20 protein-coding genes are annotated in these 21,759 nt (G+C 66.4%); 19 read left to right on the top strand and 1 reads right to left on the bottom strand.

Annotated elements, in window-relative coordinates; genetic code table 11:
- The first annotated feature begins 167 nt into the window (after positions 1-167).
- From rpsB to MKD38_RS11290, 16 genes are all read left to right on the top strand, one after another.
- Positions 168-911: a 30S ribosomal protein S2 gene (gene rpsB, locus MKD38_RS11365; RefSeq protein WP_012352954.1), complete on the top strand. Its 744-nt coding sequence runs from the start codon at positions 168-170 to the stop codon at positions 909-911.
- Positions 912-1,197: 286 nt separating this feature from the next.
- The gene (gene tsf / locus MKD38_RS11360; protein WP_252676861.1) at positions 1,198-2,076 is read left to right on the top strand and encodes a translation elongation factor Ts; all 879 of its coding nucleotides are present in this window, start codon (positions 1,198-1,200) and stop codon (positions 2,074-2,076) included.
- Between the two features lie 298 nt (positions 2,077-2,374).
- On the top strand, positions 2,375-3,085 hold the full coding sequence (gene pyrH, locus MKD38_RS11355; protein ID WP_012352952.1) for a UMP kinase: 711 nt from the start codon (positions 2,375-2,377) through the stop codon (positions 3,083-3,085).
- A gap of 141 nt (positions 3,086-3,226) precedes the next feature.
- Positions 3,227-3,787, top strand: a complete 561-nt coding sequence (gene frr / locus MKD38_RS11350) for a ribosome recycling factor (RefSeq protein ID WP_252676859.1) — start codon at positions 3,227-3,229, stop codon at positions 3,785-3,787.
- Positions 3,788-3,833: 46 nt separating this feature from the next.
- Positions 3,834-4,604: an undecaprenyl pyrophosphate synthase gene (uppS, locus tag MKD38_RS11345; protein WP_092308646.1), complete on the top strand. Its 771-nt coding sequence runs from the start codon at positions 3,834-3,836 to the stop codon at positions 4,602-4,604.
- Between the two features lie 36 nt (positions 4,605-4,640).
- Positions 4,641-5,462, top strand: a complete 822-nt coding sequence (locus MKD38_RS11340; protein ID WP_252676857.1) for a phosphatidate cytidylyltransferase — start codon at positions 4,641-4,643, stop codon at positions 5,460-5,462.
- 11 nt (positions 5,463-5,473) lie between these two features.
- On the top strand, positions 5,474-6,655 hold the full coding sequence (ispC, locus tag MKD38_RS11335; protein WP_252676855.1) for a 1-deoxy-D-xylulose-5-phosphate reductoisomerase: 1,182 nt from the start codon (positions 5,474-5,476) through the stop codon (positions 6,653-6,655).
- Between the two features lie 102 nt (positions 6,656-6,757).
- The gene (gene rseP / locus MKD38_RS11330) at positions 6,758-8,161 is read left to right on the top strand and encodes an RIP metalloprotease RseP (protein WP_252676853.1); all 1,404 of its coding nucleotides are present in this window, start codon (positions 6,758-6,760) and stop codon (positions 8,159-8,161) included.
- A gap of 99 nt (positions 8,162-8,260) precedes the next feature.
- Positions 8,261-10,594 carry an outer membrane protein assembly factor BamA gene (gene bamA / locus MKD38_RS11325; protein WP_172581741.1) on the top strand — a complete coding sequence of 778 codons (2,334 nt, stop codon included), beginning with the start codon at positions 8,261-8,263 and terminating at the stop codon, positions 10,592-10,594.
- Between the two features lie 22 nt (positions 10,595-10,616).
- The gene (locus tag MKD38_RS11320; protein WP_092308635.1) at positions 10,617-11,144 is read left to right on the top strand and encodes an OmpH/Skp family outer membrane protein; all 528 of its coding nucleotides are present in this window, start codon (positions 10,617-10,619) and stop codon (positions 11,142-11,144) included.
- A 57-nt stretch (positions 11,145-11,201) separates the two neighbouring features.
- The gene (lpxD, locus tag MKD38_RS11315; RefSeq protein ID WP_252676851.1) at positions 11,202-12,293 is read left to right on the top strand and encodes a UDP-3-O-(3-hydroxymyristoyl)glucosamine N-acyltransferase; all 1,092 of its coding nucleotides are present in this window, start codon (positions 11,202-11,204) and stop codon (positions 12,291-12,293) included.
- A 12-nt stretch (positions 12,294-12,305) separates the two neighbouring features.
- Positions 12,306-12,755 carry a 3-hydroxyacyl-ACP dehydratase FabZ gene (gene fabZ, locus MKD38_RS11310; protein ID WP_010809590.1) on the top strand — a complete coding sequence of 150 codons (450 nt, stop codon included), beginning with the start codon at positions 12,306-12,308 and terminating at the stop codon, positions 12,753-12,755.
- 139 nt (positions 12,756-12,894) lie between these two features.
- The gene (lpxA, locus tag MKD38_RS11305; protein ID WP_252676849.1) at positions 12,895-13,698 is read left to right on the top strand and encodes an acyl-ACP--UDP-N-acetylglucosamine O-acyltransferase; all 804 of its coding nucleotides are present in this window, start codon (positions 12,895-12,897) and stop codon (positions 13,696-13,698) included.
- A gap of 12 nt (positions 13,699-13,710) precedes the next feature.
- A complete protein-coding gene (gene lpxB, locus MKD38_RS11300) occupies positions 13,711-14,928 on the top strand; it encodes a lipid-A-disaccharide synthase (protein WP_252676847.1) in 1,218 nt (405 codons plus the stop codon).
- Entirely contained in the window at positions 14,928-15,701 is a 774-nt protein-coding gene (rnhB, locus tag MKD38_RS11295) for a ribonuclease HII (protein WP_252676845.1), read from the top strand. The genes lpxB and rnhB overlap by 1 nt, the downstream gene beginning before the upstream one ends.
- Positions 15,698-16,480 (top strand): TrmH family RNA methyltransferase, encoded by a 783-nt coding sequence (locus MKD38_RS11290; protein ID WP_252676842.1) that lies wholly within the window; start codon positions 15,698-15,700, stop codon positions 16,478-16,480. The genes rnhB and MKD38_RS11290 overlap by 4 nt, the downstream gene beginning before the upstream one ends.
- Before the next feature lie 55 nt (positions 16,481-16,535).
- Here MKD38_RS11290 and ppsR read toward each other — a convergent pair whose 3' ends face one another.
- The gene (gene ppsR, locus MKD38_RS11285) at positions 16,536-17,339 is read right to left on the bottom strand and encodes a posphoenolpyruvate synthetase regulatory kinase/phosphorylase PpsR (protein WP_010809585.1); all 804 of its coding nucleotides are present in this window, start codon (positions 17,337-17,339) and stop codon (positions 16,536-16,538) included.
- 406 nt (positions 17,340-17,745) lie between these two features.
- On the opposite strand from ppsR, the gene ppsA reads away from it, so the two are divergent.
- The 3 genes from ppsA (at position 17,746) to MKD38_RS11270 (ending at position 21,758) form a co-directional block, all read left to right on the top strand.
- Positions 17,746-20,130 (top strand): phosphoenolpyruvate synthase, encoded by a 2,385-nt coding sequence (ppsA, locus tag MKD38_RS11280; protein ID WP_252676840.1) that lies wholly within the window; start codon positions 17,746-17,748, stop codon positions 20,128-20,130.
- 152 nt (positions 20,131-20,282) lie between these two features.
- Positions 20,283-20,717, top strand: a complete 435-nt coding sequence (locus tag MKD38_RS11275; protein ID WP_252676838.1) for an NfeD family protein — start codon at positions 20,283-20,285, stop codon at positions 20,715-20,717.
- A 108-nt stretch (positions 20,718-20,825) separates the two neighbouring features.
- Complete coding sequence (locus tag MKD38_RS11270) at positions 20,826-21,758, top strand: SPFH domain-containing protein (RefSeq protein WP_252676836.1); 933 nt, start codon at positions 20,826-20,828, stop codon at positions 21,756-21,758.
- The last annotated feature ends 1 nt before the right edge of the window (position 21,759 follow it).

Raw genomic sequence — 21,759 nt, 5'->3', positions numbered from 1 at the left:
GTTGCTACAATAGCGGGCTGACCTGGTTGCGCCGCAGCAATTGCGCCGGCCGGTTCGGTTTTTGGCAGGGCCCTTCCTGCCGCTTGAAATCGCTGGCCCGCCTATCCGGGGTGTTCCTTTTCAGGAATGTCGGGGCGGGCTTCAGACCTAACCCTTTGGAGAATTACATGTCCGTGACCATGCGCGAAATGCTGGAAGCCGGTTGCCACTTCGGCCACCAGACCCGCTTCTGGAACCCGAAGATGGCCCCCTTCATCTTCGGTCATCGCAACAAGATCCACATCATCAACCTCGAAAAGACGCTGCCGATGTTCCAGGACGCCATGAAGTACGTGCGTCAGCTGGCGGCCAATCGCGGCACCATCCTTTTCGTGGGCACCAAGCGCCAGTCGCGCGAAATCCTGGCTGAAGAAGCTGGCCGTGCCGGCATGCCCTACGTCGACGCCCGCTGGCTCGGCGGCATGCTGACCAACTTCAAGACGGTCAAGACCTCGATCAAGCGCCTGAAGGACATGGAAGCCGCCAAGGAAGCCGGCGCGCTGGAAACCATGAGCAAGAAGGAAGCGCTGATGTTCGAGCGCGAGATGATCAAGCTGGAAAAGTCGATCGGCGGCATCAAGGAAATGGGCGGCGTGCCTGACGCGATCTTCGTGGTCGACGTCGGCTACCACAAGATTGCCGTGACCGAAGCCAACAAGCTGGGCATCCCCGTGATCGGCGTGGTCGATACCAACCACTCGCCGGAAGGCATCGATTACGTGATCCCGGGCAACGACGACTCGAGCAAGGCCGTGGCCCTGTACGTGCGCGGCGTGGCCGACGCCATCCTGGAAGGCCGTGCCAACGCCGTGCAGGAAGTCGTTGAAGCCGCGCGCGGCGACGACGAATTCGTCGAAGTGCAGGAAGGCTGATAGCCTCCCGGCCCGCTGCTGAAAGGAACCCGTTAGCGCGCACGTCAACATACGACAGGCAAGCATCGCTTGCCGCCCGGCACGCCGGGCAGCGCGCAGGGCGCAAGCCGGGGTACTTCGGCAGCAGGGCAAAAAAAAAGGGGGCACATCTGGCGCCCCCTTTTTTCGAATTTGAATTGTTGTCATCCGCCGCAGGCAAGATCTGCCGCGGGTGCGCTGAAGACCCACCGACCGGGTGCCGCGGGCGACTGCCGGCAGCCGGCGCGAACCATTCAAGGAGTGACAAATGGCGGCAATTACCGCAAGCATGGTTGCAGAACTGCGCGCGAAGACCGACGCGCCGATGATGGAGTGCAAGAAGGCCCTGACCGAGGCCGACGGCGACCTGAACAAGGCCGAAGAGCTGCTGCGCGTCAAGCTGGGCAACAAGGCCAGCAAGGCCGCCTCGCGCGTGACCGCCGAAGGCGTGGTCGCTTCGTTCATCGACGGCACCACCGGCGTGCTGGTCGAACTGAACTGCGAGACCGATTTCGTCTCCAAGAACGACGACTTCCTGGCCTTCTCGGCCAAGGTGGCCGAACTGATCGCCAAGCAGAACCCGGCCGACGTGGCTGCGCTGTCGGCGCTGGAAATCGACGGCGTCAGCGTCGAAACCACCCGCGCTGCCCTGATCGGCAAGATCGGCGAGAACATGACGATCCGCCGCTTCGTGCGCTATGCCAACGGCGGCAAGCTGGTCTCGTACCTGCACGGCACCCGCATCGGCGTGATGGTCGAGTTCGACGGCGACGAAGCCGCCGCCAAGGACGTCGCCATGCACGTGGCCGCGATGAAGCCGGTGTCGCTGTCGGCCGAACAAGTCCCCGCCGACCTGATCGCCAAGGAGCGCAGCATCGCCGAGCAGAAGGCCGCCGAATCGGGCAAGCCGGCCGAGATCGTCGCCAAGATGGTCGAGGGTTCGGTGCAGAAATACCTGAAGGAAGTCTCGCTGTTCAACCAGCCGTTCGTGAAGAACGACAAGCAGACCGTCGAGCAGATGCTGAAGGCCGCCAACACGACCGTGAAGGGCTTCACCCTGTACGTGGTGGGCGAAGGCATCGAGAAGAAGCAGGACGACTTCGCCGCTGAAGTGGCCGCCCAGGTGGCCGCAGCCCAGAAGGGCTGATGTCCGGGGCGCACCGGGCTGGCCGTCAGGGCCGGCGCGGGCGCCTATAATGCCGCAGGGGCGCCGCGAGGTGCCCCTCTGCATAAGTAGTGCAGCACGGCGCAGCCGGCGTGGCACTGCAGCAGTCTGTTTCCGCGGTGGTCCGGTTCCGGCCGGGGCACCCCGAAAACCGGCTTTTCTCCTGCCGGCGGCACGATGATCCGTGCCGCCGGTGCCAAAACATACGTCCCAGTGTCTCAACCGAGTCGTCTCGACCGAGCCGTCTCAACCGAGCGAACTGCTCCTTCCGAGGGTGAACATGCCAGCCTACAAGCGCGTCCTTCTGAAACTGTCCGGTGAAGCCCTGATGGGCGACGATGCCTTCGGCATCAACCGCTCCACCATCGAGGCGATGGTGAACGACATTGCCGAGATCGTGAAGCTCGGCGTGCAGGTGGCGGTGGTGATCGGCGGCGGCAATATCTTCCGCGGCGTCGCCGGCGGCGCTGCCGGCATGGACCGTGCCACTGCCGATTACATGGGCATGCTGGCGACCATGATGAACGCGCTGGCGCTGCAGGACGCGATGCGCCACGCCAATATCGAAGGCCGCGTGCAGTCGGCGCTGCGCATGGACCAGGTGGTCGAGCCGTATATCCGCCCGCGTGCGATCCGCCAGTTGGAAGAGGGCAAGGTGGTGATCTTCGCCGCCGGCACCGGCAACCCGTTCTTCACCACCGACACTGCGGCCGCGCTGCGCGGCTCCGAGATCGGCGCCGAGATCGTGCTGAAGGCGACTAAGGTCGACGGCGTCTACACCGCCGACCCGAAGAAGGATCCGAGCGCCACGCGCTACACCACCATCAGCTTCGACGAGGCCATTTCGCGCAACCTGCAGGTGATGGACGCCACCGCCTTCGCGCTGTGCCGCGACCAGAAGCTGCCGATCAAGGTGTTCTCGATCGTGAAGCCGGGCGCGCTCAAGCGCGTCATCCTGGGCGAGGATGAGGGTACGCTGGTGCATGTGTGATGCTCATCGCTGAGCCGCATCTGTGAGTCCGGTAACGGATGCCGCGCCGCGGCGCTGGTATCCAGCCGGGCAAAGAGTAGAATGATTCATTTTCGATCCCCACCAGAGGGGATCTTGGTTGGCTGATTTCCGGAGGTAAAAATGAGCGTCGCCGACACAAAGAAGAGCGCCGAGCAGAAAATGCAGAAGTCGATCGAAGCCTTCAAGGCCGATCTGGCTAAGATCCGCACCGGCCGTGCCCATATCGGCCTGCTCGACCACGTTCAGGTGGATTACTACGGCTCGATGGTGCCCATCAGCCAGGTGGCGGCGATCGGCCTGGCCGATGCCCGTACCATCACGGTGCAGCCGTGGGAAAAGAAAATGGTGGGCGCGGTCGAGAAGGCCATCCGCGATTGCGACCTGGGCCTGAACCCGGCCACCATGGGCGAAGTGATCCGTGTGCCGATGCCGGCACTGACCGAAGAGCGCCGCAAGGAGCTGACCAAGGTCGTGAAGGGCGAGGCCGAGGGTGCCAAGGTGGCGGTGCGCAACCTGCGCCGCGATGCCAACGAGCAGTTCAAGAAGCTGGTCAAGGACAAGACCATTTCCGAGGACGACGAGCGCCGCGGCCAGGACGAGGTGCAGAAACTGACCGACAAGTACGTGGCCGAGATCGACAAGATGGTCGCCGAAAAAGAGAAGGAGATCATGACGGTCTGACGCCCGTCCCGGCCTTGCCGGGTCTGTCAGCGACCGTCTCACGCCCATGCAGCACATCAGCTCGACGCTTGCCGTACCCGATACTTCCTACGTGCCCAGGCATGTTGCCATCATCATGGACGGCAACGGCCGCTGGGCGACCCAGCGGCACCTGCCGCGCGTGGCGGGGCACAGCCGCGGGCTCGACGCTGTGCGCGCGGTGGTGGAAGCCTGCGCCGCCCGGGGCGTGCAGTACCTGACGCTGTTCGCGTTCAGTTCCGAGAACTGGCGCCGTCCGGCCGATGAGGTCTCGTTCCTGATGCGGCTGTTCATGATGTCGCTGCGGCGCGAAGTGGTGAAGATGCACGCCAACAACATCCGGCTGCGGGTGGTGGGCGACCTGGGCCGCTTCAGCCCGCGCATCCAGCGGCTGATCAAGGATGCCGAGGCGCGCACCGCCGGCAATACCGGCCTGACCGTCACCATCGCCGCCAACTACGGCGGGCGCTGGGACCTGCTGCAGGCCATGCGCAAGATGCTGGCGCGCTCGCCCATGCTTGATCCCGAAACCATCGACGAATCGCTGCTGGCGCCGCACCTGGCCATGGCTTACGCCCCGGAGCCGGACCTGTTCATCCGCACCGGCGGCGAACAGCGCATCAGCAATTTCCTGCTGTGGCAGCTCGCCTATTCCGAGCTGTACTTCACCGACGTCTACTGGCCGGATTTCGACGCCGCGGAACTCGACAAGGCCTTTGCCTCGTACCGCCAGCGCGAACGCCGTTTCGGCCGCACCAGCGCGCAGCTGGTCGCGCCCGGTCTTTCCGGTACGGCCTGAGCCCGGCCACTCCAACTTTTCACGGGACTGCAGCGCATGCTCCTCACCCGCGTCATCACCGCCCTGTGCCTGTTGCTGCTGATCCTGCCGATCCTGTTCCTGGCGCCGCCGGCGGGCCTGGCGGGACTGCTCGGCGTGATCGTGCTGCTGGCCGGCTGGGAATTCGGGCGCCTGATCGGCCTGCGCGGGCCGTGGCCCTATGTCTATGCGCTGGCCTGCCTGATCGCCACCATCACCTGGCATGACCTGCCGCTGCGCCACGCCACCACCTGGCTGCTCGAGGCTGCGGTGGTGTGCTGGGGCGTGGCCGTGCTGCTGCTGGCGCGCGGCGTGCGCACCGCCACTCCGGCCTTCACCGCGCTGGGCGCGGTGCTGGGGCTGGTGATGCTGCCCGCGTTTGCCCATGCCACCATGATCCTGCGCGGTGCCGGCATCGGCGTGCTGCTGACCGCCGCGGTACTGGTATGGGCCGCCGACATCGGCGCGTATTTCACCGGCAAGGCGATCGGCCGGCGCAAGCTGGCGCCCGGCATCAGCCCGGGCAAGTCGTGGGAGGGCGCCATCGGCGGCTGGGTGCTGGCGCTGGCGATCGGCCTCGCGCTGGCCGCCACCCATGCCTTTGCCCCAACCTGGTTCTCGGCGATGGGTGACCGCGGCGGGCTGGGCTTCGTCGCCGCGCTGACCACGCTGCTGGTTGCGGCCAGCGTGGTGGGCGACCTGTTCGAGTCCCTGCTCAAGCGCCAGGTCGGCAAGAAGGACAGCAGCCGGCTGCTGCCCGGCCATGGCGGCGTGCTGGACCGCATCGACGCCTTGCTGCCGGTGTTCCCGCTGGCCGCCCTGATGCTGATTTTTCTCTGAAGCCGTCTGCCATGCATCGCATCACCATCCTGGGCGCCACCGGCTCGATCGGAGCAAGCACGCTCGACGTGATCCGGCGCCATCCCGACCGTTACGCGGCGCATGCGCTCAGCGCCTATCGGCAGGTGCGCAAGCTGGCCGACCAGTGCATCGAGTTCCGCCCGGCGCGCGCGGTCGTCGGAACCGCCGAGGCGGCGCGCGAACTGGAAACGCTGCTGCGCGCTGCCGGCGTGCCGACCGAGGTCAGCTACGGCGAAGCCGCGCTCGAATCCATCGCCGCCGATGCGCAGGCCGATGCGGTGATGGCCGCCATCGTCGGCGCGGCGGGCCTGCGCCCGACGCTGGCGGCGGCGCGCGCGGGCAAGCGCGTGCTGCTGGCCAACAAGGAAGCCCTGGTGATGTCCGGGCGCATCTTCATGGACGCGGTGCGCGAGCACGGCGCCACGCTGCTGCCGATCGACAGCGAGCACAACGCCATCTTCCAGTGCCTGCCGGCCGACGACCCGCGCTACGGCCGCGGCGTGGCCAAGGTGCTGCTTACCGCGTCGGGCGGGCCGTTCCGCACGCGCGACCCGGCCACGCTGCACGATATCTCGCCCGACCAGGCCTGCGCCCATCCCAACTGGGTCATGGGCCGCAAGATCTCGGTCGACTCCGCCACCATGATGAACAAGGGCCTCGAGGTGATCGAGGCGCACTGGCTGTTCGGCGCCCCGGCCGAACGCATCGAGGTGCTGATCCACCCGCAGAGCATCGTGCATTCGATGGTGGCCTACGCCGATGGCTCGGTGCTGGCGCAACTGGGCAACCCCGACATGCGCACGCCGATCGCCTATGGCCTGGCCTATCCGGAACGGATCGACGCGGGCGTGACCCCGCTCGACCTGACCCTTGCCGGCGGCCTGCATTTCGAAAAACCGGACCTGGTGCGGTTCCCGTGCCTGGGACTGGCCTTCGACGCGCTGCGCGCGGCCGGGGTGGCGCCGGCGGTTCTCAACGCCGCCAATGAGGTGGCGGTGGAGGCATTCCTGGCCGGCCACGTGCGTTTTACCGATATCGCCGGCATCGTGCGCCAGGTGCTGGAGGAAGCACCGAACGGCCCCGCCGACACGCTCGAGGCTGTGCTCTGCGCCGACGCGCTGGCGCGCGAGGCGGCCCGGGCCGGCGTCACCGCGCGCGCCGCGGCCCGCTGATCGGGCGGGGCGGTCTGCCGCATCTGCGACAATAGCGGCTGCGCCGGCCGGTCCCCCGGGGCCGCGCAGGCCGGCCCAGCGACCTTAACGACGTCCCGCACCATGCAAACCGTACTCGCTTTCATCGTTGCCCTGTGCGTGCTGATTTACGTGCACGAAATGGGTCACTACCTGGCCGCGCGCGCCTGCGGCGTGAAGGTGCTGCGTTTTTCCATCGGCTTCGGCCGGCCGCTGCTGCGCTGGATCTCGAAAAGCCGCGACCGTACCGAATGGACCGTGGCGGCGATCCCGCTGGGCGGCTACGTCAAGATGCTCGACGAGCGCGAGCTCGATCCCGCGCGCGACACGCCCATCGACCCCGCCGACCTGCCGCGCGCCTTCAACCGCCAGCCGGTGGGCAAGCGCTTCGCCATCGTCGCGGCCGGCCCGCTGGCCAATTTCGCGCTGGCGATCGTCCTGTATTTCGCGCTGTTCGCCGGCGGCATGCGCGAGCCCGTGCCGGTGGTGGCGGCGCCCGCGGCCGGCACCATGGCGGCGCAGGCCGGCGTGCGCGAGGGCGACCGGGTGCTGTCGCTGACCGCCAACGGCCATACCGAGCCGGTCCGCTCCTGGAACGACCTGCGCATGGCGGTGTTTGCCGAAGGCTTCGGCGATGCGCGCGCGGTGCTGCGCGTGCGCGGCGCCGACGGTGCCGAGCGCGATGTCACGCTGCCGCGCCTGCCCAATACCGGCGGCAATCCCGAGCAGGACCCGCTCGCCACGCTCGGCCTGAACCTGAAGGGCGGGCCGGTGACGATCACCGAGGTGCTGCCGGATTCGGCCGCCGAACGCGCCGGGCTGCGCAAGGGCGACCGCATCGTGGCCTGGCAGGGCAGCCCGCTGACGCAGGCCAGCGCGCTGATCAAGGCGGTGCGCAGCCAGCCGGGCCAGGCCGTGACGCTGGGCATCGAGCGCGACGGCCAGCACCTGGACGTGCCGGTCACGCTCGATACCGCCGCGGCGCGCGACGGCGCCACGGATGCCAGCGGCGCCGCGCCGGCGCCCGCGGGCAAGCTGGGCGCCGCGCTTACCCAGGCGGTGCAGATGGAGACCGTGCGCTACCGGCCGGACCAGGCGCTGGCACGCGCGGCGGGGCAGGTCTGGGACACCAGCGCGCTGTCGCTCAAGCTGCTGGGCAAGATGCTGGTGGGTCAGGCGTCGCTGCAGAACCTGAGCGGTCCGCTGACCGTCGCGGACTACGCCGGACGTGCCGCAAACCTCGGCATACAAGCCTTTGTCAGCTTCCTGGCGCTGGTCAGCGTTAGTCTTGGCGTACTCAATTTGTTACCCATTCCGGTTCTGGATGGGGGGCATTTGCTGTATTATTGCGTGGAATTTTTGACTGGCCGGCCCGTCCCAGACCACTGGCAGGCAATGCTGCAGAAGGTTGGCATCGCCTGCATCTTGCTCCTGACTTCGCTCGCTTTGTTCAATGACGTCAGCCGAATGTTTCTGGCGAACGGCTAGAAACGTGTGTCGGCAAGGGGTGGTGGTGTCGTCGGACACCGTCGCCGGGGACGCCATTTGCCAGGCGCAGTCCAATGAGGCATCGGAGCGCAATCCTGGATGGAATCAAAGAGGGGATCAACATTGATCAGACATAAGCGCATTTCGCTGGGTTTGCTGGCGAGTGCCGTTATTGCAGCCTGGAGCCCGGCGGGCTGGGCTGCCGATCCGTTCGTTGTCAGGGACATCCGCGTTGAGGGACTGCAACGCGTCGAACCGGGTACCGTGTTTGGCTACCTGCCAGTGCGCGTCGGTGAAACCTTCACCGATGACAAGGGTGCCGATGCCATCCGTGCCCTCTACAATACCGGCTTCTTCAAGGACGTGCAGATCCGCGCCGAGGAAGGCGTGCTGGTGGTGCAGGTCGAGGAACGCCCGGCGATTTCGCAGCTCGAGTTCGTCGGCATCAAGGAATTCGACAAGGACACGCTGCGCCGTTCGCTGCGCGCGGTCGGCGTGGCCGAGGCCCGCTACTACGACAAGGCCCTGATCGACAAGGCCGAGCAGGAGCTCAAGCGCCAGTACGTCGCGCGCGGCTACTATGCCGCCGACGTGCAGACCACGATCACGCCGGTGGACCGCAACCGCGTCTCGGTGGTGTTCAATGTCGACGAAGGTCCGGTCGCCAAGATCCGCCAGATCAATATCGTCGGCAACAAGGCCTTCAAGGAAAGCACGCTGCGCGACGAGATGCAGCTGTCCACGCCGAACTGGCTGTCGTGGTACACCAAGAACGACCTGTACTCGAAGCAGAAGCTGACCGCCGACCTGGAAGCGCTGCGCTCGTATTACCTGAACCGCGGCTACCTGGAATTCGCCATCGAATCGACCCAGGTCTCGATCACGCCTGACAAGAAAGACATCTTCCTGACGCTGAACATCAAGGAAGGCGAGCAGTACAAGGTGTCCGACGTGCGCCTGGCCGGCGAGCTGCTGGGCAAGCAGGAAGAAATGGAAAAGCTGCTGCAGCTGAAGAAGGGCGATATTTTCTCGTCCGAGAAGCTGACGCAGAGCACCAAGGCTATTACCGACCTGCTCGGCACCTATGGCTACGCGTTCACCACCATCAACCCGCAACCGCAGATCGACAAGGAAAAGCGCGAAGTCGCGCTGACGCTGATGGTCGATCCGGGCCGCCGCGTCTACGTGCGCCGCGTCAACGTGGTCGGCAACAGCAAGACCCGCGACGAAGTGGTGCGGCGCGAGATGCGCCAGATGGAAAGCTCGTGGTTCGACAGCGAAAAGCTGCAGCAGTCGCAGGCGCGTATCAACCGTACCGGCTACTTCACCGACACCAACATCACCACCGAGGACGTGCCCGGCGCGCCCGACCAGGTCGATGTGAACGTCAACGTGACCGAAAAGCCGACCGGCCAGATCAGCCTGGGCGTGGGCTTCTCGTCGACCGACAAGCTGGTGCTGCAGGCCGGCCTGCGCCAGGACAACGTGTTCGGCTCGGGTACCAGCCTGGGCCTGGACGTGAACACCGCCAAGTCGTTCCGCACCATTGCGCTGACGCAGTACGACCCGTACTTCACGGTGGACGGCATCAGCCGCTCGACTGATATCTACTACCGTACCTCGCGCCCGCTGTACTACACCGGCGACCAGGACTACAAGATCGTCTCGGCCGGCGGCGGCTTCAAGTTCGGCGTGCCGTTCTCGGAAGTCGATACCGTGTTCTTCGGCATCGGCTACGAACGCACCCAGGTGTACACCTCGGTCAACACGCCGACTCAGTACACGAACTGGCTGAACCAGATCGGCAAGAGCTCCGGCGACGGCATCAACAACTTCCCGTTCACGATCGGCTGGGCCCGTGACCGCCGCGACAGCGCGCTGGTCCCGACCAAGGGCCCGTACACCCAGGCCAACCTCGAAGTCGGCCTGCCGGGCGGCGATACGCAGTACTACCGCGCCAGCGTGCAGCAGCAGTACTTCTACCCGATCTCGAAGGCCTTCACGCTGGCACTGAACGGCGAGGTCGCCTACGGCCACGGCTACGGCAACACGCCGTTCCCGGTGTTCAAGTACTTCTACGCCGGCGGTATCGGCTCGGTGCGCGGCTACCAGACCAGCACGCTGGGTCCGAAGGACCAGAACGGCAACCCGGTGGGCGGCGCCTCCAAGATGATCGGCAACATCGAGTTCATCTTCCCGCTGCCGGGCTCCGGGGTGGACCGCACGCTGCGCCTGTTCACCTTCTTCGACTTCGGTAACGTCTATCAGGAAGGCGAGCCGCTGAGCTTCAGCGAGCTGAAGTACTCGACCGGCTTCGGCATGTCGTGGCTGTCGCCGATCGGGCCGCTGAAGCTCAGCATGGGCTTCCCGCTCAGGCGCGACACCAACGACAAGGTCCAGCGCTTCCAGTTCCAGATCGGCACGGCATTCTGATTCTGAAAAAGGATCTGTTTTCATGACTACAACATCCAAACTGGTCAAGTCCCTGGGCGCCGCCGCGCTCGCCACCGCGGCGCTGTGTGCCGCGCTGCCGGCCTCGGCCCAGGAAGCGCGCATCGCCGCGGTCAACTCCGAGCGCATCCTGCGCGATTCGCAGCCGGCCAAGGCGGCCCAGGTCAAGCTGGAGCAGGAGTTCTCCAAGCGCGACCGCGAGCTGCAGGACATGGCCCAGAAGATCAAGGGCATGGCCGACAAGCTGGACAAGGACACGGCCGTGCTGGCCGATTCCGACCGCCAGCGCCGCCAGCGCGAAGTGGCTGACCTGGACCGCGAGTTCCAGCGCAAGCAGCGCGAGTTCCGCGAGGACCTGAACCAGCGCCGCAACGAGGAACTGGCCCAGGTGCTGGAGCGCGCCAACCGCGTGATCCGCCAGCTCGCCGAACAGCGCAAGTACGACCTGATCGTGCAGGAAGCGGTGTACGTGAATCCGCGCATCGATATCACCGACGACGTGATGAAGGTGCTGAACGCCGGCGGCAAGTAAGCCGCCGCCGCTTCATCGTTCGTTCCTTCGTTCGTTCTTTCATCAGGAAGTACCGCCATGCAGACACCCACACTGGGTCAGCTCGCCACCGAGAACGGCGCGCAGGTTGTGGGTGACCCCGACCTGGCGATCACCGGCCTGGCCCCCCTGGACCAGGCCGGACCGGGCGAGCTCTCGTTCCTGTCCAATCCGCTCTACCTTCAGCAGGCGCTGGATGCCAAGGCCGGCGCCGTGATCGTCTCGGCCGCCGACCTCGAGCGCGTGCGCGCCGAAGGCAAGGCCGACGGCCGCAACTGGCTGGTGGCGCGCAATCCCTACGTATGCTTTGCCCGCGTGGCGCAGCGTTTCGACCGCGCCGCCAATACCGACGCGCGCACCGGCATCGACGCGCGCGCGACCGTGGCGCCCGACGCGGTGGTGCCGGCCTCGTGCTACATCGGCCCCAACGTGGTCATCGAAGCCGGCGCGCGCCTGGGCGAGCGCGTGCGCATCCTGGCCAACGGCTATGTCGGCGCGCACGCGGAAATCGGCGACGATTCACTGCTCTACGCCAATGTATCGGTCTACCACCACTGCGTGGTCGGCGCCCGGGCCATCCTGCACAGCGGTGTGGTGATCGGTGCCGACGGCTTTGGCTTCGCGCCGGACATCAGCGCGACCGGCGTCGAATACGTCAAGATCCCGCAGACCGGGCGCGCGGTGCTGGGGCAGGATGTCGAGGTCGGCGCCAATACTGCGATCGACCGCGGCGCCATGGCCGATACCGTGATCGAAGATGGCTGCAAGATCGACAACCAGGTCCAGATCGCGCACAACGTGCGGGTCGGCGCGCATACGGTCATCGCCGGCTGCGCCGCGGTGTCGGGCAGCACGCGCATCGGCCGCTTCTGCGTGATCGGCGGCGCCGCCAACTTTGCCGGCCACCTGACCATTGCCGACCGCACCACGGTGTCGGGCGGCACCTCGATCACCAAATCCATTACCAAGCCCGGCGGCCATTTCACCAGCGTGTTCCCGTTCCTGCCGCACGGCGAGTGGGAGCGCAACGCAGCCATCGTGCGCGGCCTGAGCAAGCTGCGCGAACGGGTGGTGGCGCTGGAACGCCGCCTGCGCGGCCAGGCCGCCGGGTCCCAACCCTCACAAGACTAAAGAGAAATCATCATGAGCGCGGCCGAAATCGATATCCGCAAGATCCTCAAGCTGCTGCCGCACCGGTACCCGTTCCTGCTGGTCGACCGCGTGCTGGAGTTCGAGGCGCAGAAGCGGATCAAGACCCTGAAGAACGTCACCATCAACGAGCCGTACTTCCAGGGCCATTTCCCCGAGCAGCCGGTGATGCCGGGCGTGATGATCCTGGAAGCGCTGGCGCAGTCGGCCGGCCTGCTGACCTTCGGCGCCGACATGGAGCGCAAGGAAGGCGCGCTGTACTACTTCGTCGGCATCGACGGCGCCCGCTTCAAGCAGGTGGTGTACCCGGGCGACCAGCTGCACATGAACGTGACGGTCGAGCGCTATATCCGCGGCATCTGGAAGTTCAAGGCGTTTGCCACGGTCGACGACAAGGTCGCCTGCGAGGCGGAGCTGATGTGCACCGTGAAGCAGGCCGAGTGAGGCCGCCCGCTGCCGGCAGCATCGCCGCCGGCTGACCGCCGCGCCTCCGCGCAGCGGAGGCGGCCGGCGCGGACGGGAACCTTTGCCCAGCGCATTGGCCCATCCTTCACCAGACACACTACAGGACAGGACAGGACACATGACGCAAATCCACCCCACCGCACTGGTCGACCCGAAGGCAGAACTGGCAGCCGACGTGAGCGTCGGCCCGTTCTCCATCGTCGGGCCCAACGTGCGGATCGGCAGTGGCACCCGGATCGGCTCGCATTCAACGGTCGAGGGCCATACCACGATCGGCGCGGGCAACAACATCGGACCCTACGCGTCGGTCGGTGGCGTGCCGCAGGACATGAAGTACCGCAACGAGCCGACCCGGCTCGAGATCGGCGACCGCAACACCATTCGCGAATTCACCACGATCCACACCGGCACGGTGCAGGACCGCGGCCTGACCAGCATCGGCAACGACAACTGGATCATGGCCTACGTCCATATCGCCCATGACTGCATGGTCGGCAACCACACCGTGTTTTCCAGCAACGCGCAGATCGCCGGCCACGTCGAGGTCGGTGACTGGGCCATCCTGGGCGGCATGAGCGGCGTGCACCAGTTCGTGCGCATCGGCGCCCATGCGATGCTGGGCGGCGCCTCGGCGCTGGTGCAGGACGTGCCGCCGTTCGTGATCGCGGCCAGCGACAAGAGCGGCAACAAGGCCACGCCGCACGGCATCAATGTCGAAGGGCTGCGCCGCCGCGGCTTCGACGCCGGCCAGATCGCCGCGCTGCGCCAGGCCTACAAGCTGCTTTACAAGTCCGACCTCAGCTTCGACGAGGCGCGCAACGAGATTGCCGCACTGCTGGCCCAGGTGGATGCCGGCACCGCGGCGCCGCTGCAGGCCTTTGTCGACTTCCTTGCCGCCACCCAGCGCGGCATCGTGCGCTGAGACCGGTCCCACATGGCTGACGCCGCGATTCGGAAGGACCTGCCCGCGGGCAACGGTAGCGCCGCGGGCAAGCGCGGCACCATCGCCATGGTGGCCGGCGAGGCCTCGGGCGACCTGCTGGCTTCGCTGATGATGGGCGGGCTGCAGGCCCGCCTGGCCGAGGCCGGCGAGACGGTCGACTACGCCGGCATCGGCGGCAAGCGCATGATGGCGCAGGGCTTCACCTCGCGCTGGCCGATGGAAACGCTGTCGGTCAACGGCTATGTCGAGGTGCTGGGCTCGCTGCGCGAGATCCTCGCCACGCGGCGCGCGGTGCGCGACTGGCTGCTGGCGGAGCCGCCGCTGTGCTTTATCGGGGTCGATGCGCCGGACTTCAATTTCGGCCTGGAAGTGCCGCTGCGCCGCGCCGGCATCCCGGTGGTGCATTTCGTCAGCCCGTCGATCTGGGCCTGGCGCGGCGGACGCATCCGCACCATCGCGCGCGCGGTCGACCACATCCTGTGCCTGTTCCCGTTCGAGCCCGAGATCTACGCCAAGGCCGGCATACCGGCCACCTACGTGGGCCATCCGCTCGCCGACGTGATCCCGATGGTGCCCGACGTGGCCGGCGCGCGCGCGGCGCTGAAGCTGCCGCCGGGGCACCGCGTGGTGGCGGTGCTACCGGGCAGCCGCCAGTCCGAGGTGCGCAACCTCGGCGCCACCTTTTTCGCGGCGATGGCTCGCATGCAGCGCATGGACCCGAAGCTGGCGTTCGTGTTGCCGGCGGCCAGCGCGCCGCTGCGCGCCATCGTCGAAGAGCTGCACCACCAGCATCCGGAACTGTGCCTCACCATTGTCGACGGCAAGTCGCACCAGGCCATGGAAGCCGCCGACGTGGTGCTGCTGGCGAGCGGCACCGCCACGCTCGAGGCGGCGCTGTACAAGAAGCCGATGGTGATCTCGTACAAGGTGCCCTGGCTGACCGCGCAGATCATGAAGCGCCAGGGTTATCTGCCCTACGTGGGATTGCCTAATATCCTTTCAGGGCGCTTTGTCGTGCCCGAGTTGCTGCAGGACGACGCCACGCCCGAGGCGCTGGCGCGCGAGACCCTGCTGCAGCTCAACGACGAAGGCAATACCGCCTTCCTGTACGAGCATTTCACCCGCATGCACGAGACGCTCAAGTGCAACACCGCGCAGCTGGCCGCCGATGTCGTGGTCGACCTGATGCGCAGCCGGGGGACCGTCTGATGGCACGCCGCAATGCCGCTTCGCCGCAGCTGGGACTGGACCTGGCGCCGGCCGCCGTCGCCATCCAGCGCCTGTGCGGCGTCGACGAGGCAGGCCGCGGCCCGCTGGCGGGGCCGGTCTATGCCGCCGCGGTGGTGCTCGACCCGAAACGCCCGATCCGCGGCCTGGCCGATTCCAAGATCCTGACCGCCGCCAGGCGCGAGGCGCTGTACGAGAAGATCTGCGAACGCGCGCTGGGCTGGCATATCGCCTTCGCCACGGTCGAGGAAATCGATACGATCAACATCCTGCACGCCAGCATGCTGGCGATGCAGCGTGCCGTGCAGGGCCTGGCCGCCAGCGGCGTGGTGCCGGACCTGGTGCAGGTCGACGGCAACCGCTGCCCGCAGGTCGCGTTCCCGGTCGAAGCCATCGTCAAGGGCGATGCGCTGGTCAAGGCGATCTCGGCGGCTTCGATCCTGGCCAAGGTGGCGCGCGACCGCGCGCTGATGGAACTGCACGTTGCCTACCCGCAGTACGGCTTCGATTCGCACGTCGGCTACGGCACGCCGCAGCATATGGCGGCGCTGGCCGAATTCGGCGCGACCCCGCACCATCGCCGCTCGTTCGCGCCCGTGCGCGAGGCGCTGGCGCAACGGCCGCTGTTTACCGCCATGGTCGCCGCCGCGCCGGTGACCGAAGACATTGCGGTCGCTGACGCCGGCATCTTCGCCGGTGCCGCAACCGAGGCCGCCACCCAGCTGGGCGCCTTCCCGCCACCCGAAGCATCGTGAAGCACGTTACCTCGCGCGACAACGCGCTGTTCAAGCACCTGAAGGCGCTTGCCGGTTCCACGCACCAGCGCCGCAAGGCCGGCCAGTCGCTGCTCGACGGCGTGCACCTGGCGCAGGCCTACGTGGCCGCGCGTGGGCAGCCCGTGACCTGCCTGGTGTCGGAGCGCCACTACGACCACGCCGAAGTGGCGCCGCTGCTGGCCCAGGTGGACAGCGAGCGCGTGGTGGTGCTGGCCGATGCGCTGTTCACGCAGATCAGCGGCGTGGTCAACGGCATCGACCTGATGCTGGTGATCGAGACCCCGGCGGGCCACCTGCCGGCGCGCATCGAGCAGGACTGCATCATCCTGGACGGGGTGCAGGACGCGGGCAATGTCGGCTCGATCCTGCGCAGCGCGGCCGCGGCGGGTATCCGCGATGCCTTCCTCGCCACCGGCTGCGCCTTCGCGTGGTCGGTCAAGACCCTGCGCGCCGGCATGGGCGCGAACTTCCACCTGAATATCGTCGAGCATTGCACGCTCGAGTCCCTGGCGCCGCGGTTGGCGATCCCGCTGCTGGCGACCTCGTCGCACGCCGAGGCCGCGGTGTTCGATACCGACCTGCGCGCACCGGTGGCGTGGGTGGTGGGCAACGAAGGGGCAGGGGTCAGCGAGGGCTGGATAGCGCATGTGACCCGCAAGGTAGGCATTCCGCAACCGGGCGGGATGGAGTCGCTGAACGTGGCCGCGGCGACGGCGATCTGCCTGTTCGAGGCGGTGCGCCAGCGTCGCGCCGGCTGAGCGCGCCGGCGTGGCCCCAAAAAAAAGCGGCCCGGCGGCCGCTTTTTTTCTTGCTTCAGTAGTTGTCCCGATCGACCTTGATCTCCTGCAGGATCGTGGTCGCGATCTCTTCGATCGACTTGTGCGTTGACGACAGCCACTTGATGCCTTCGCGGCGCATCATCGCCTCGGCTTCGTTGACCTCGTAGCGGCAGTTTTCCAGCGCGGCGTACTTGCTGCCGGGGCGGCGTTCGTTGCGGATCTCGGTCAGGCGCTGCGGGTCGATCGACAGGCCGAAGATCTTCGGCTTGAACGCATACAGCGCCGACGGCAGCCTGCCGCGCTCGAAGTCGTCGGGAATCAGCGGATAGTTGGCCGCCTTCAACCCGTATTGCATCGCCAGGTAGAGGCTGGTCGGGGTCTTGCCGCTGCGCGACACGCCCACCAGGATCACATCGGCTTCTTCCAGGTTCTTGTGTGACTGGCCGTCATCATGCGCCAGCGAGAAGTTGATCGCCTCGATCCGGTTCTTGTAGGCCTCGGTGTCCGCATTCTGGTGGAAGCGGCCGATGGCGTGGGTGGACTTCAGGCCCAGTTCCTTCTCGAGCGGCTCGATAAAGGTCTGGAACATGTCCAGGATCATCGCCTTGGCACGGCGCAGCGCCTTGTTCGCTTCCTGGTTGACCAGCGTGGTGAAGACGATCGGCGGCACGCCCTCGTTGTGGAACGCCTCGTTGATCTTGCCGACGGCGATATGTGCCTTTTCCGGGGTATCGACGAAGGGCATGCGCACCTTGCGGAAGCGCATTTCGAACTGGGCCAGGATGGAATGGCTGAAGGTCTCGGCGGTGATGCCGGTGCCATCCGAGACGATAAACACGGTGCGCACCGCAGGGCGCTCGGCCGCCTGAGGCGTGGGCGCCGCAGGGGTTTCAGTGTGCGTTCCAGGCTGGGACCCGGGTGTCGCCGTTCCGGGCGCTTCTGGCTGGGACATGGGGAGGGTGGGAATAAATAGATTGAATCTTCCGCAGAAAAGTGCGGCGCAGCACGGTAGAATAGCGGCGATCTTTTCGCTAAGCAATTCCATAGGGTGGCCGGCTCCGCAACATGCCTACGCCACAACCGCGCCCGGAATTGTCGACAATGCGCGCTACGCGATGAGAGCCGTAGCGCCAGGTCCGCAGCGCCAGTTCGGGGTTGCTTAGCCAAGCGATCCGTCCGGGAACAGAACATCAACAACATACCGGGCATGCGCAACCAGTTTTCTACTTTGTTTTGAGGCTCTCATGACTAACCAGGCAGATAACGGCGCCTATGTGCTGCCGTTCGAGCAGTTGCGCATGGCTGACGTGGAAATCGTCGGCGGCAAGAATTCGTCGCTGGGCGAGATGATCTCCCAGCTGGCGCAAGCCGGCGTCCGGGTTCCGGGCGGCTTTGCCACCACCGCGCTCGCCTTCCGCGACTTCCTTGCCCACAACAACCTGACCGAGCGCATCTCGCAGCGCCTGAAGACCCTGAACGTCGACGACGTCAAGGCCCTGGCCGAGGCCGGCGCCGAGATCCGCGGCTGGGTTGCCACTGCGCCGTTCCAGCCGCGCCTGGAACAGGAAATCCGCGAATTCTATGCCCGCGTGGCCGAGCGCGAAGGCGCCGAGGCCTCGTTCGCGGTGCGTTCGTCGGCCACCGCCGAAGACCTGCCTGACGCCTCGTTCGCCGGCCAGCAGGAGTCCTACCTGAACGTCAGCGGCATCGACGACGTGCTCGACAAGATCAAGCACGTGTTCGCCTCGCTGTACAACGACCGCGCCATCTCCTACCGCGTGCACAAGGGCTTTGCCCACGACGTGGTGGCGCTGTCCGCTGGTATCCAGCGCATGGTGCGTTCGGACCTGGCCGCTTCCGGCGTGATGTTCACCATCGACACCGAATCCGGCTTCCCCGACGTGGTCTTCATCACCTCCAGCTACGGCCTGGGCGAAACGGTGGTGCAGGGCGCGGTCAACCCGGACGAGTTCTACGTGTTCAAGCCGACGCTGCAGGCCGGCAAGTACCCGATCATCCGCCGCTCGATCGGCTCCAAGCTGATCAAGATGGAGTTCACCAAGCCGGGCGAAGCCGGCCGCGTGAAGACCGTCGACGTGCCCGCCGAACTGCGCAACCGCTACTCGATCACCGACGAAGACGTGACCGAGCTGGCCCGCTACGCGATGATCATCGAGAAGCACTATGGCCGCCCGATGGACATCGAGTGGGGCAAGGACGGCAAGGACGGCAAGATCTACATCCTGCAGGCCCGCCCGGAAACCGTGAAGAGCCAGTCGGCCGGCAAGGCCGAGCAGCGCTTCAAGCTCAAGGGCACCGCCCCGGTGCTGACCAGCGGCCGCGCCATCGGCCAGAAGATCGGCACCGGCCCGGTGCGCGTGATCAACGACCCGTCCGAGATGGAACGCGTGCAGCCCGGCGACGTGCTGGTGGCCGACATGACCGACCCCAACTGGGAACCGGTGATGAAGCGTGCCTCGGCCATCGTCACCAACCGTGGCGGCCGTACCTGCCACGCCGCCATCATCGCGCGTGAACTGGGCGTGCCGGCGGTGGTCGGCTGCGGCGATGCCACCGACGTGCTCAAGGACGGCACGCTGGTGACGGTGTCGTGCGCCGAGGGCGACGAAGGCCGCATCTACGACGGCCTGCTCGAAACCGAAGTGACCGAGGTCCAGCGCGGCGAGATGCCGGAAATCGACGTCAAGCTGATGATGAACGTCGGCAACCCGCAGCTGGCGTTCGACTTCGCGCAGATCCCGAACAACGGCGTCGGCCTGGCCCGCCTGGAATTCATCATCAACAACAATATCGGCGTCCACCCGAAGGCGATCCTCGACTACCCGCAAGTCGACGCCGACCTGAAGAAGGCCGTCGAAAGCGTGGCCCGCGGCCATGCCAGCCCGCGCGCGTTCTATGTCGACAAGCTGGCCGAGGGCATCGCCACCATCGGCGCGGCCTTCTACCCGAAGCCCGTGATCGTGCGCCTGTCGGACTTCAAGTCCAACGAGTACAAGAAGCTGATCGGCGGCTCGCGCTACGAGCCGGATGAAGAAAACCCGATGCTGGGCTTCCGCGGCGCCTCGCGCTACATCGCCGAAGACTTTGCCGAAGCCTTCGAGATGGAATGCAAGGCCATGAAGCGCGTGCGCGACGAAATGGGCCTGACCAACGTCGAGATCATGGTGCCGTTCGTGCGCACGCTCGGCCAGGCCGAGAAGGTCATCGAGCTGCTCGCCAAGCATGGCCTGAGGCGCGGCGAGAACGGCCTGCGCATCATCATGATGTGCGAAGTGCCGTCCAACGCGATCCTGGCCGAAGAGTTCCTGCAGTTCTTCGACGGCTTCTCGATCGGCTCGAACGACCTGACCCAGCTGACGCTGGGCCTGGACCGCGACTCGGGCATGGAGCTGCTGGCCAGGGACTTCGACGAGCGCGATCCGGCGGTGTGCTTCATGCTGTCGCGCGCGATCTCGGCGTGCATCCGCCTGGACAAGTACGTCGGCATCTGCGGCCAGGGTCCTTCGGACCATCCGGACTTTGCCGCATGGCTGGCCAAGGAAGGCATCAAGTCGATCTCGCTGAATCCGGACTCGGTGGTGGAGACCTGGCAAAAGCTGGCTTCCTGAGGCATTTGACGTCACAATAACGACTGCCGGCACCTTCGGGTAGCCGGCGGAGGCACCGGCCCTGCGTCAGGTGTTGCAAAGCCCCGCAGACGCTGTATGGCGCTGCGGGGCTTTTACTTTTTCGGGAAATCCGTGGTCGAACGGGAGCTTGGATGGCGTACTACATCTGGTTCGTGGCGGCGGTGCTGCTGGTGATCGTCGAACTGAACACCGGCACCTTCTATCTGCTGATGGTGGCGGTGGGCCTGGCTGCCGCCGGGGTGGCGGCCTTGCTCGGCGCCTCGCCCGCAGCGCAGACCCTGACCGGGGCGCTGGTCGCGGCGGTGCTGATCGCCGGGCTGCGCCGCACCCGCCTGGGCAAGCTGCGGCGCGGCAATGCCGCGGCCGATCCCAACGTCAATCTCGATATCGGCCAGGAGCTCGACGTGCCCGCGTGGGACGCCAACCGGCGCGCGCGCGTGCCGTATCGCGGCGCCGACTGGACCGTCGAGCTGGCGCCCGATTGTCCCCCCGATCGCGCCGTCGCGCCGGGGCGCTACCGCATCGTCGCGGTGCGCGGCAGCACGCTGGTGGTGTCGCCCCGCTGAAGCCCTGTCTTCCGAGTCCTTTTCGCATCGCGGCCGCGGCCGCGATGTGTTCCGTCTGCCGCCGACCGGCGGCGCCGTACCGATGTGTTCTGCCTGGAGGGTCGTTACATGCTCGCTTTTCAGCTTGGTTTGCTGCCGCTGATCATCCTTATCGCCGTTATCGTGCTGATTGCCAAGGGCATCAAGATCGTGCCGCAGCAGCACGCCTGGGTGCTGGAGCGCCTGGGCCGCTATCACGCGACCCTGACGCCGGGGCTGTCGATCGTGGTGCCGTTTGTCGACCGCGTCGCCTACAAGCACGTGCTCAAGGAAATCCCGCTGGACGTGCCCAGCCAGGTCTGCATCACCAAGGACAACACGCAGTTGCAGGTCGACGGCGTGCTGTACTTCCAGGTCACCGACCCGATGAAGGCGTCGTACGGCTCGAGCAACTTCGTGGTCGCGATCACGCAGCTGTCGCAGACCACGCTGCGCTCGGTGATCGGCAAGCTGGAGCTGGACAAGACCTTCGAGGAGCGCGAGTTCATCAACCACAGCGTGGTCAATGCGCTGGACGAGGCCGCCTCCAACTGGGGCGTGAAGGTGCTGCGCTACGAGATCAAGGACCTGACCCCGCCCAAGGAGATCCTGCATGCGATGCAGGCGCAGATCACCGCCGAGCGCGAGAAGCGCGCGCTGATCGCGGCGTCCGAGGGCAAGCGCCAGGAGCAGATCAACCTGGCCACCGGCGCGCGCGAAGCGGCGATCCAGAAGTCGGAAGGCGAGCGCCAGGCGGCCATCAACAAGGCCCAGGGCGAAGCCAGCGCGATCCTGGCGGTGGCCGAGGCCAATGCGCAGGCAATCCAGAAGATCGGCAATGCGATCCGCACCGAGGGTGGCATGGACGCGGTCAACCTGAAGGTGGCCGAGGAATACGTGACCGCGTTCGGCAACCTGGCCAAGCAGGGCAATACGCTGATCGTGCCGGGCAATATGGGCGACATGAGCAGCATGATCGCCACGGCCTTGCAGATCGTAAAGGGGCAGCAGAAGGCCGCTTGAA

Origin of the sequence: Cupriavidus sp. WGlv3 (genome assembly GCF_023952475.1) — a bacterium.
Taxonomy (GTDB): Bacteria; Pseudomonadota; Gammaproteobacteria; order Burkholderiales; family Burkholderiaceae; genus Cupriavidus; species Cupriavidus phytorum.
Note: the sequence above shows the minus strand (reverse complement) of the source record. Positions and strands in the feature narration are given on the sequence as shown.

Coding starts and splice junctions, on each gene's coding strand:
- rpsB (WP_012352954.1), top strand. CDS start 168: ATGTCCGTGACCATGCGCGAAATGCTGGAAGCCGGTTGCCACTTCGGC.
- tsf (WP_252676861.1), top strand. CDS start 1,198: ATGGCGGCAATTACCGCAAGCATGGTTGCAGAACTGCGCGCGAAGACC.
- pyrH (WP_012352952.1), top strand. CDS start 2,375: ATGCCAGCCTACAAGCGCGTCCTTCTGAAACTGTCCGGTGAAGCCCTG.
- frr (WP_252676859.1), top strand. CDS start 3,227: ATGAGCGTCGCCGACACAAAGAAGAGCGCCGAGCAGAAAATGCAGAAG.
- uppS (WP_092308646.1), top strand. CDS start 3,834: ATGCAGCACATCAGCTCGACGCTTGCCGTACCCGATACTTCCTACGTG.
- MKD38_RS11340 (WP_252676857.1), top strand. CDS start 4,641: ATGCTCCTCACCCGCGTCATCACCGCCCTGTGCCTGTTGCTGCTGATC.
- ispC (WP_252676855.1), top strand. CDS start 5,474: ATGCATCGCATCACCATCCTGGGCGCCACCGGCTCGATCGGAGCAAGC.
- rseP (WP_252676853.1), top strand. CDS start 6,758: ATGCAAACCGTACTCGCTTTCATCGTTGCCCTGTGCGTGCTGATTTAC.
- bamA (WP_172581741.1), top strand. CDS start 8,261: ATGGAATCAAAGAGGGGATCAACATTGATCAGACATAAGCGCATTTCG.
- MKD38_RS11320 (WP_092308635.1), top strand. CDS start 10,617: ATGACTACAACATCCAAACTGGTCAAGTCCCTGGGCGCCGCCGCGCTC.
- lpxD (WP_252676851.1), top strand. CDS start 11,202: ATGCAGACACCCACACTGGGTCAGCTCGCCACCGAGAACGGCGCGCAG.
- fabZ (WP_010809590.1), top strand. CDS start 12,306: ATGAGCGCGGCCGAAATCGATATCCGCAAGATCCTCAAGCTGCTGCCG.
- lpxA (WP_252676849.1), top strand. CDS start 12,895: ATGACGCAAATCCACCCCACCGCACTGGTCGACCCGAAGGCAGAACTG.
- lpxB (WP_252676847.1), top strand. CDS start 13,711: ATGGCTGACGCCGCGATTCGGAAGGACCTGCCCGCGGGCAACGGTAGC.
- rnhB (WP_252676845.1), top strand. CDS start 14,928: ATGGCACGCCGCAATGCCGCTTCGCCGCAGCTGGGACTGGACCTGGCG.
- ppsA (WP_252676840.1), top strand. CDS start 17,746: ATGACTAACCAGGCAGATAACGGCGCCTATGTGCTGCCGTTCGAGCAG.
- MKD38_RS11275 (WP_252676838.1), top strand. CDS start 20,283: ATGGCGTACTACATCTGGTTCGTGGCGGCGGTGCTGCTGGTGATCGTC.
- MKD38_RS11270 (WP_252676836.1), top strand. CDS start 20,826: ATGCTCGCTTTTCAGCTTGGTTTGCTGCCGCTGATCATCCTTATCGCC.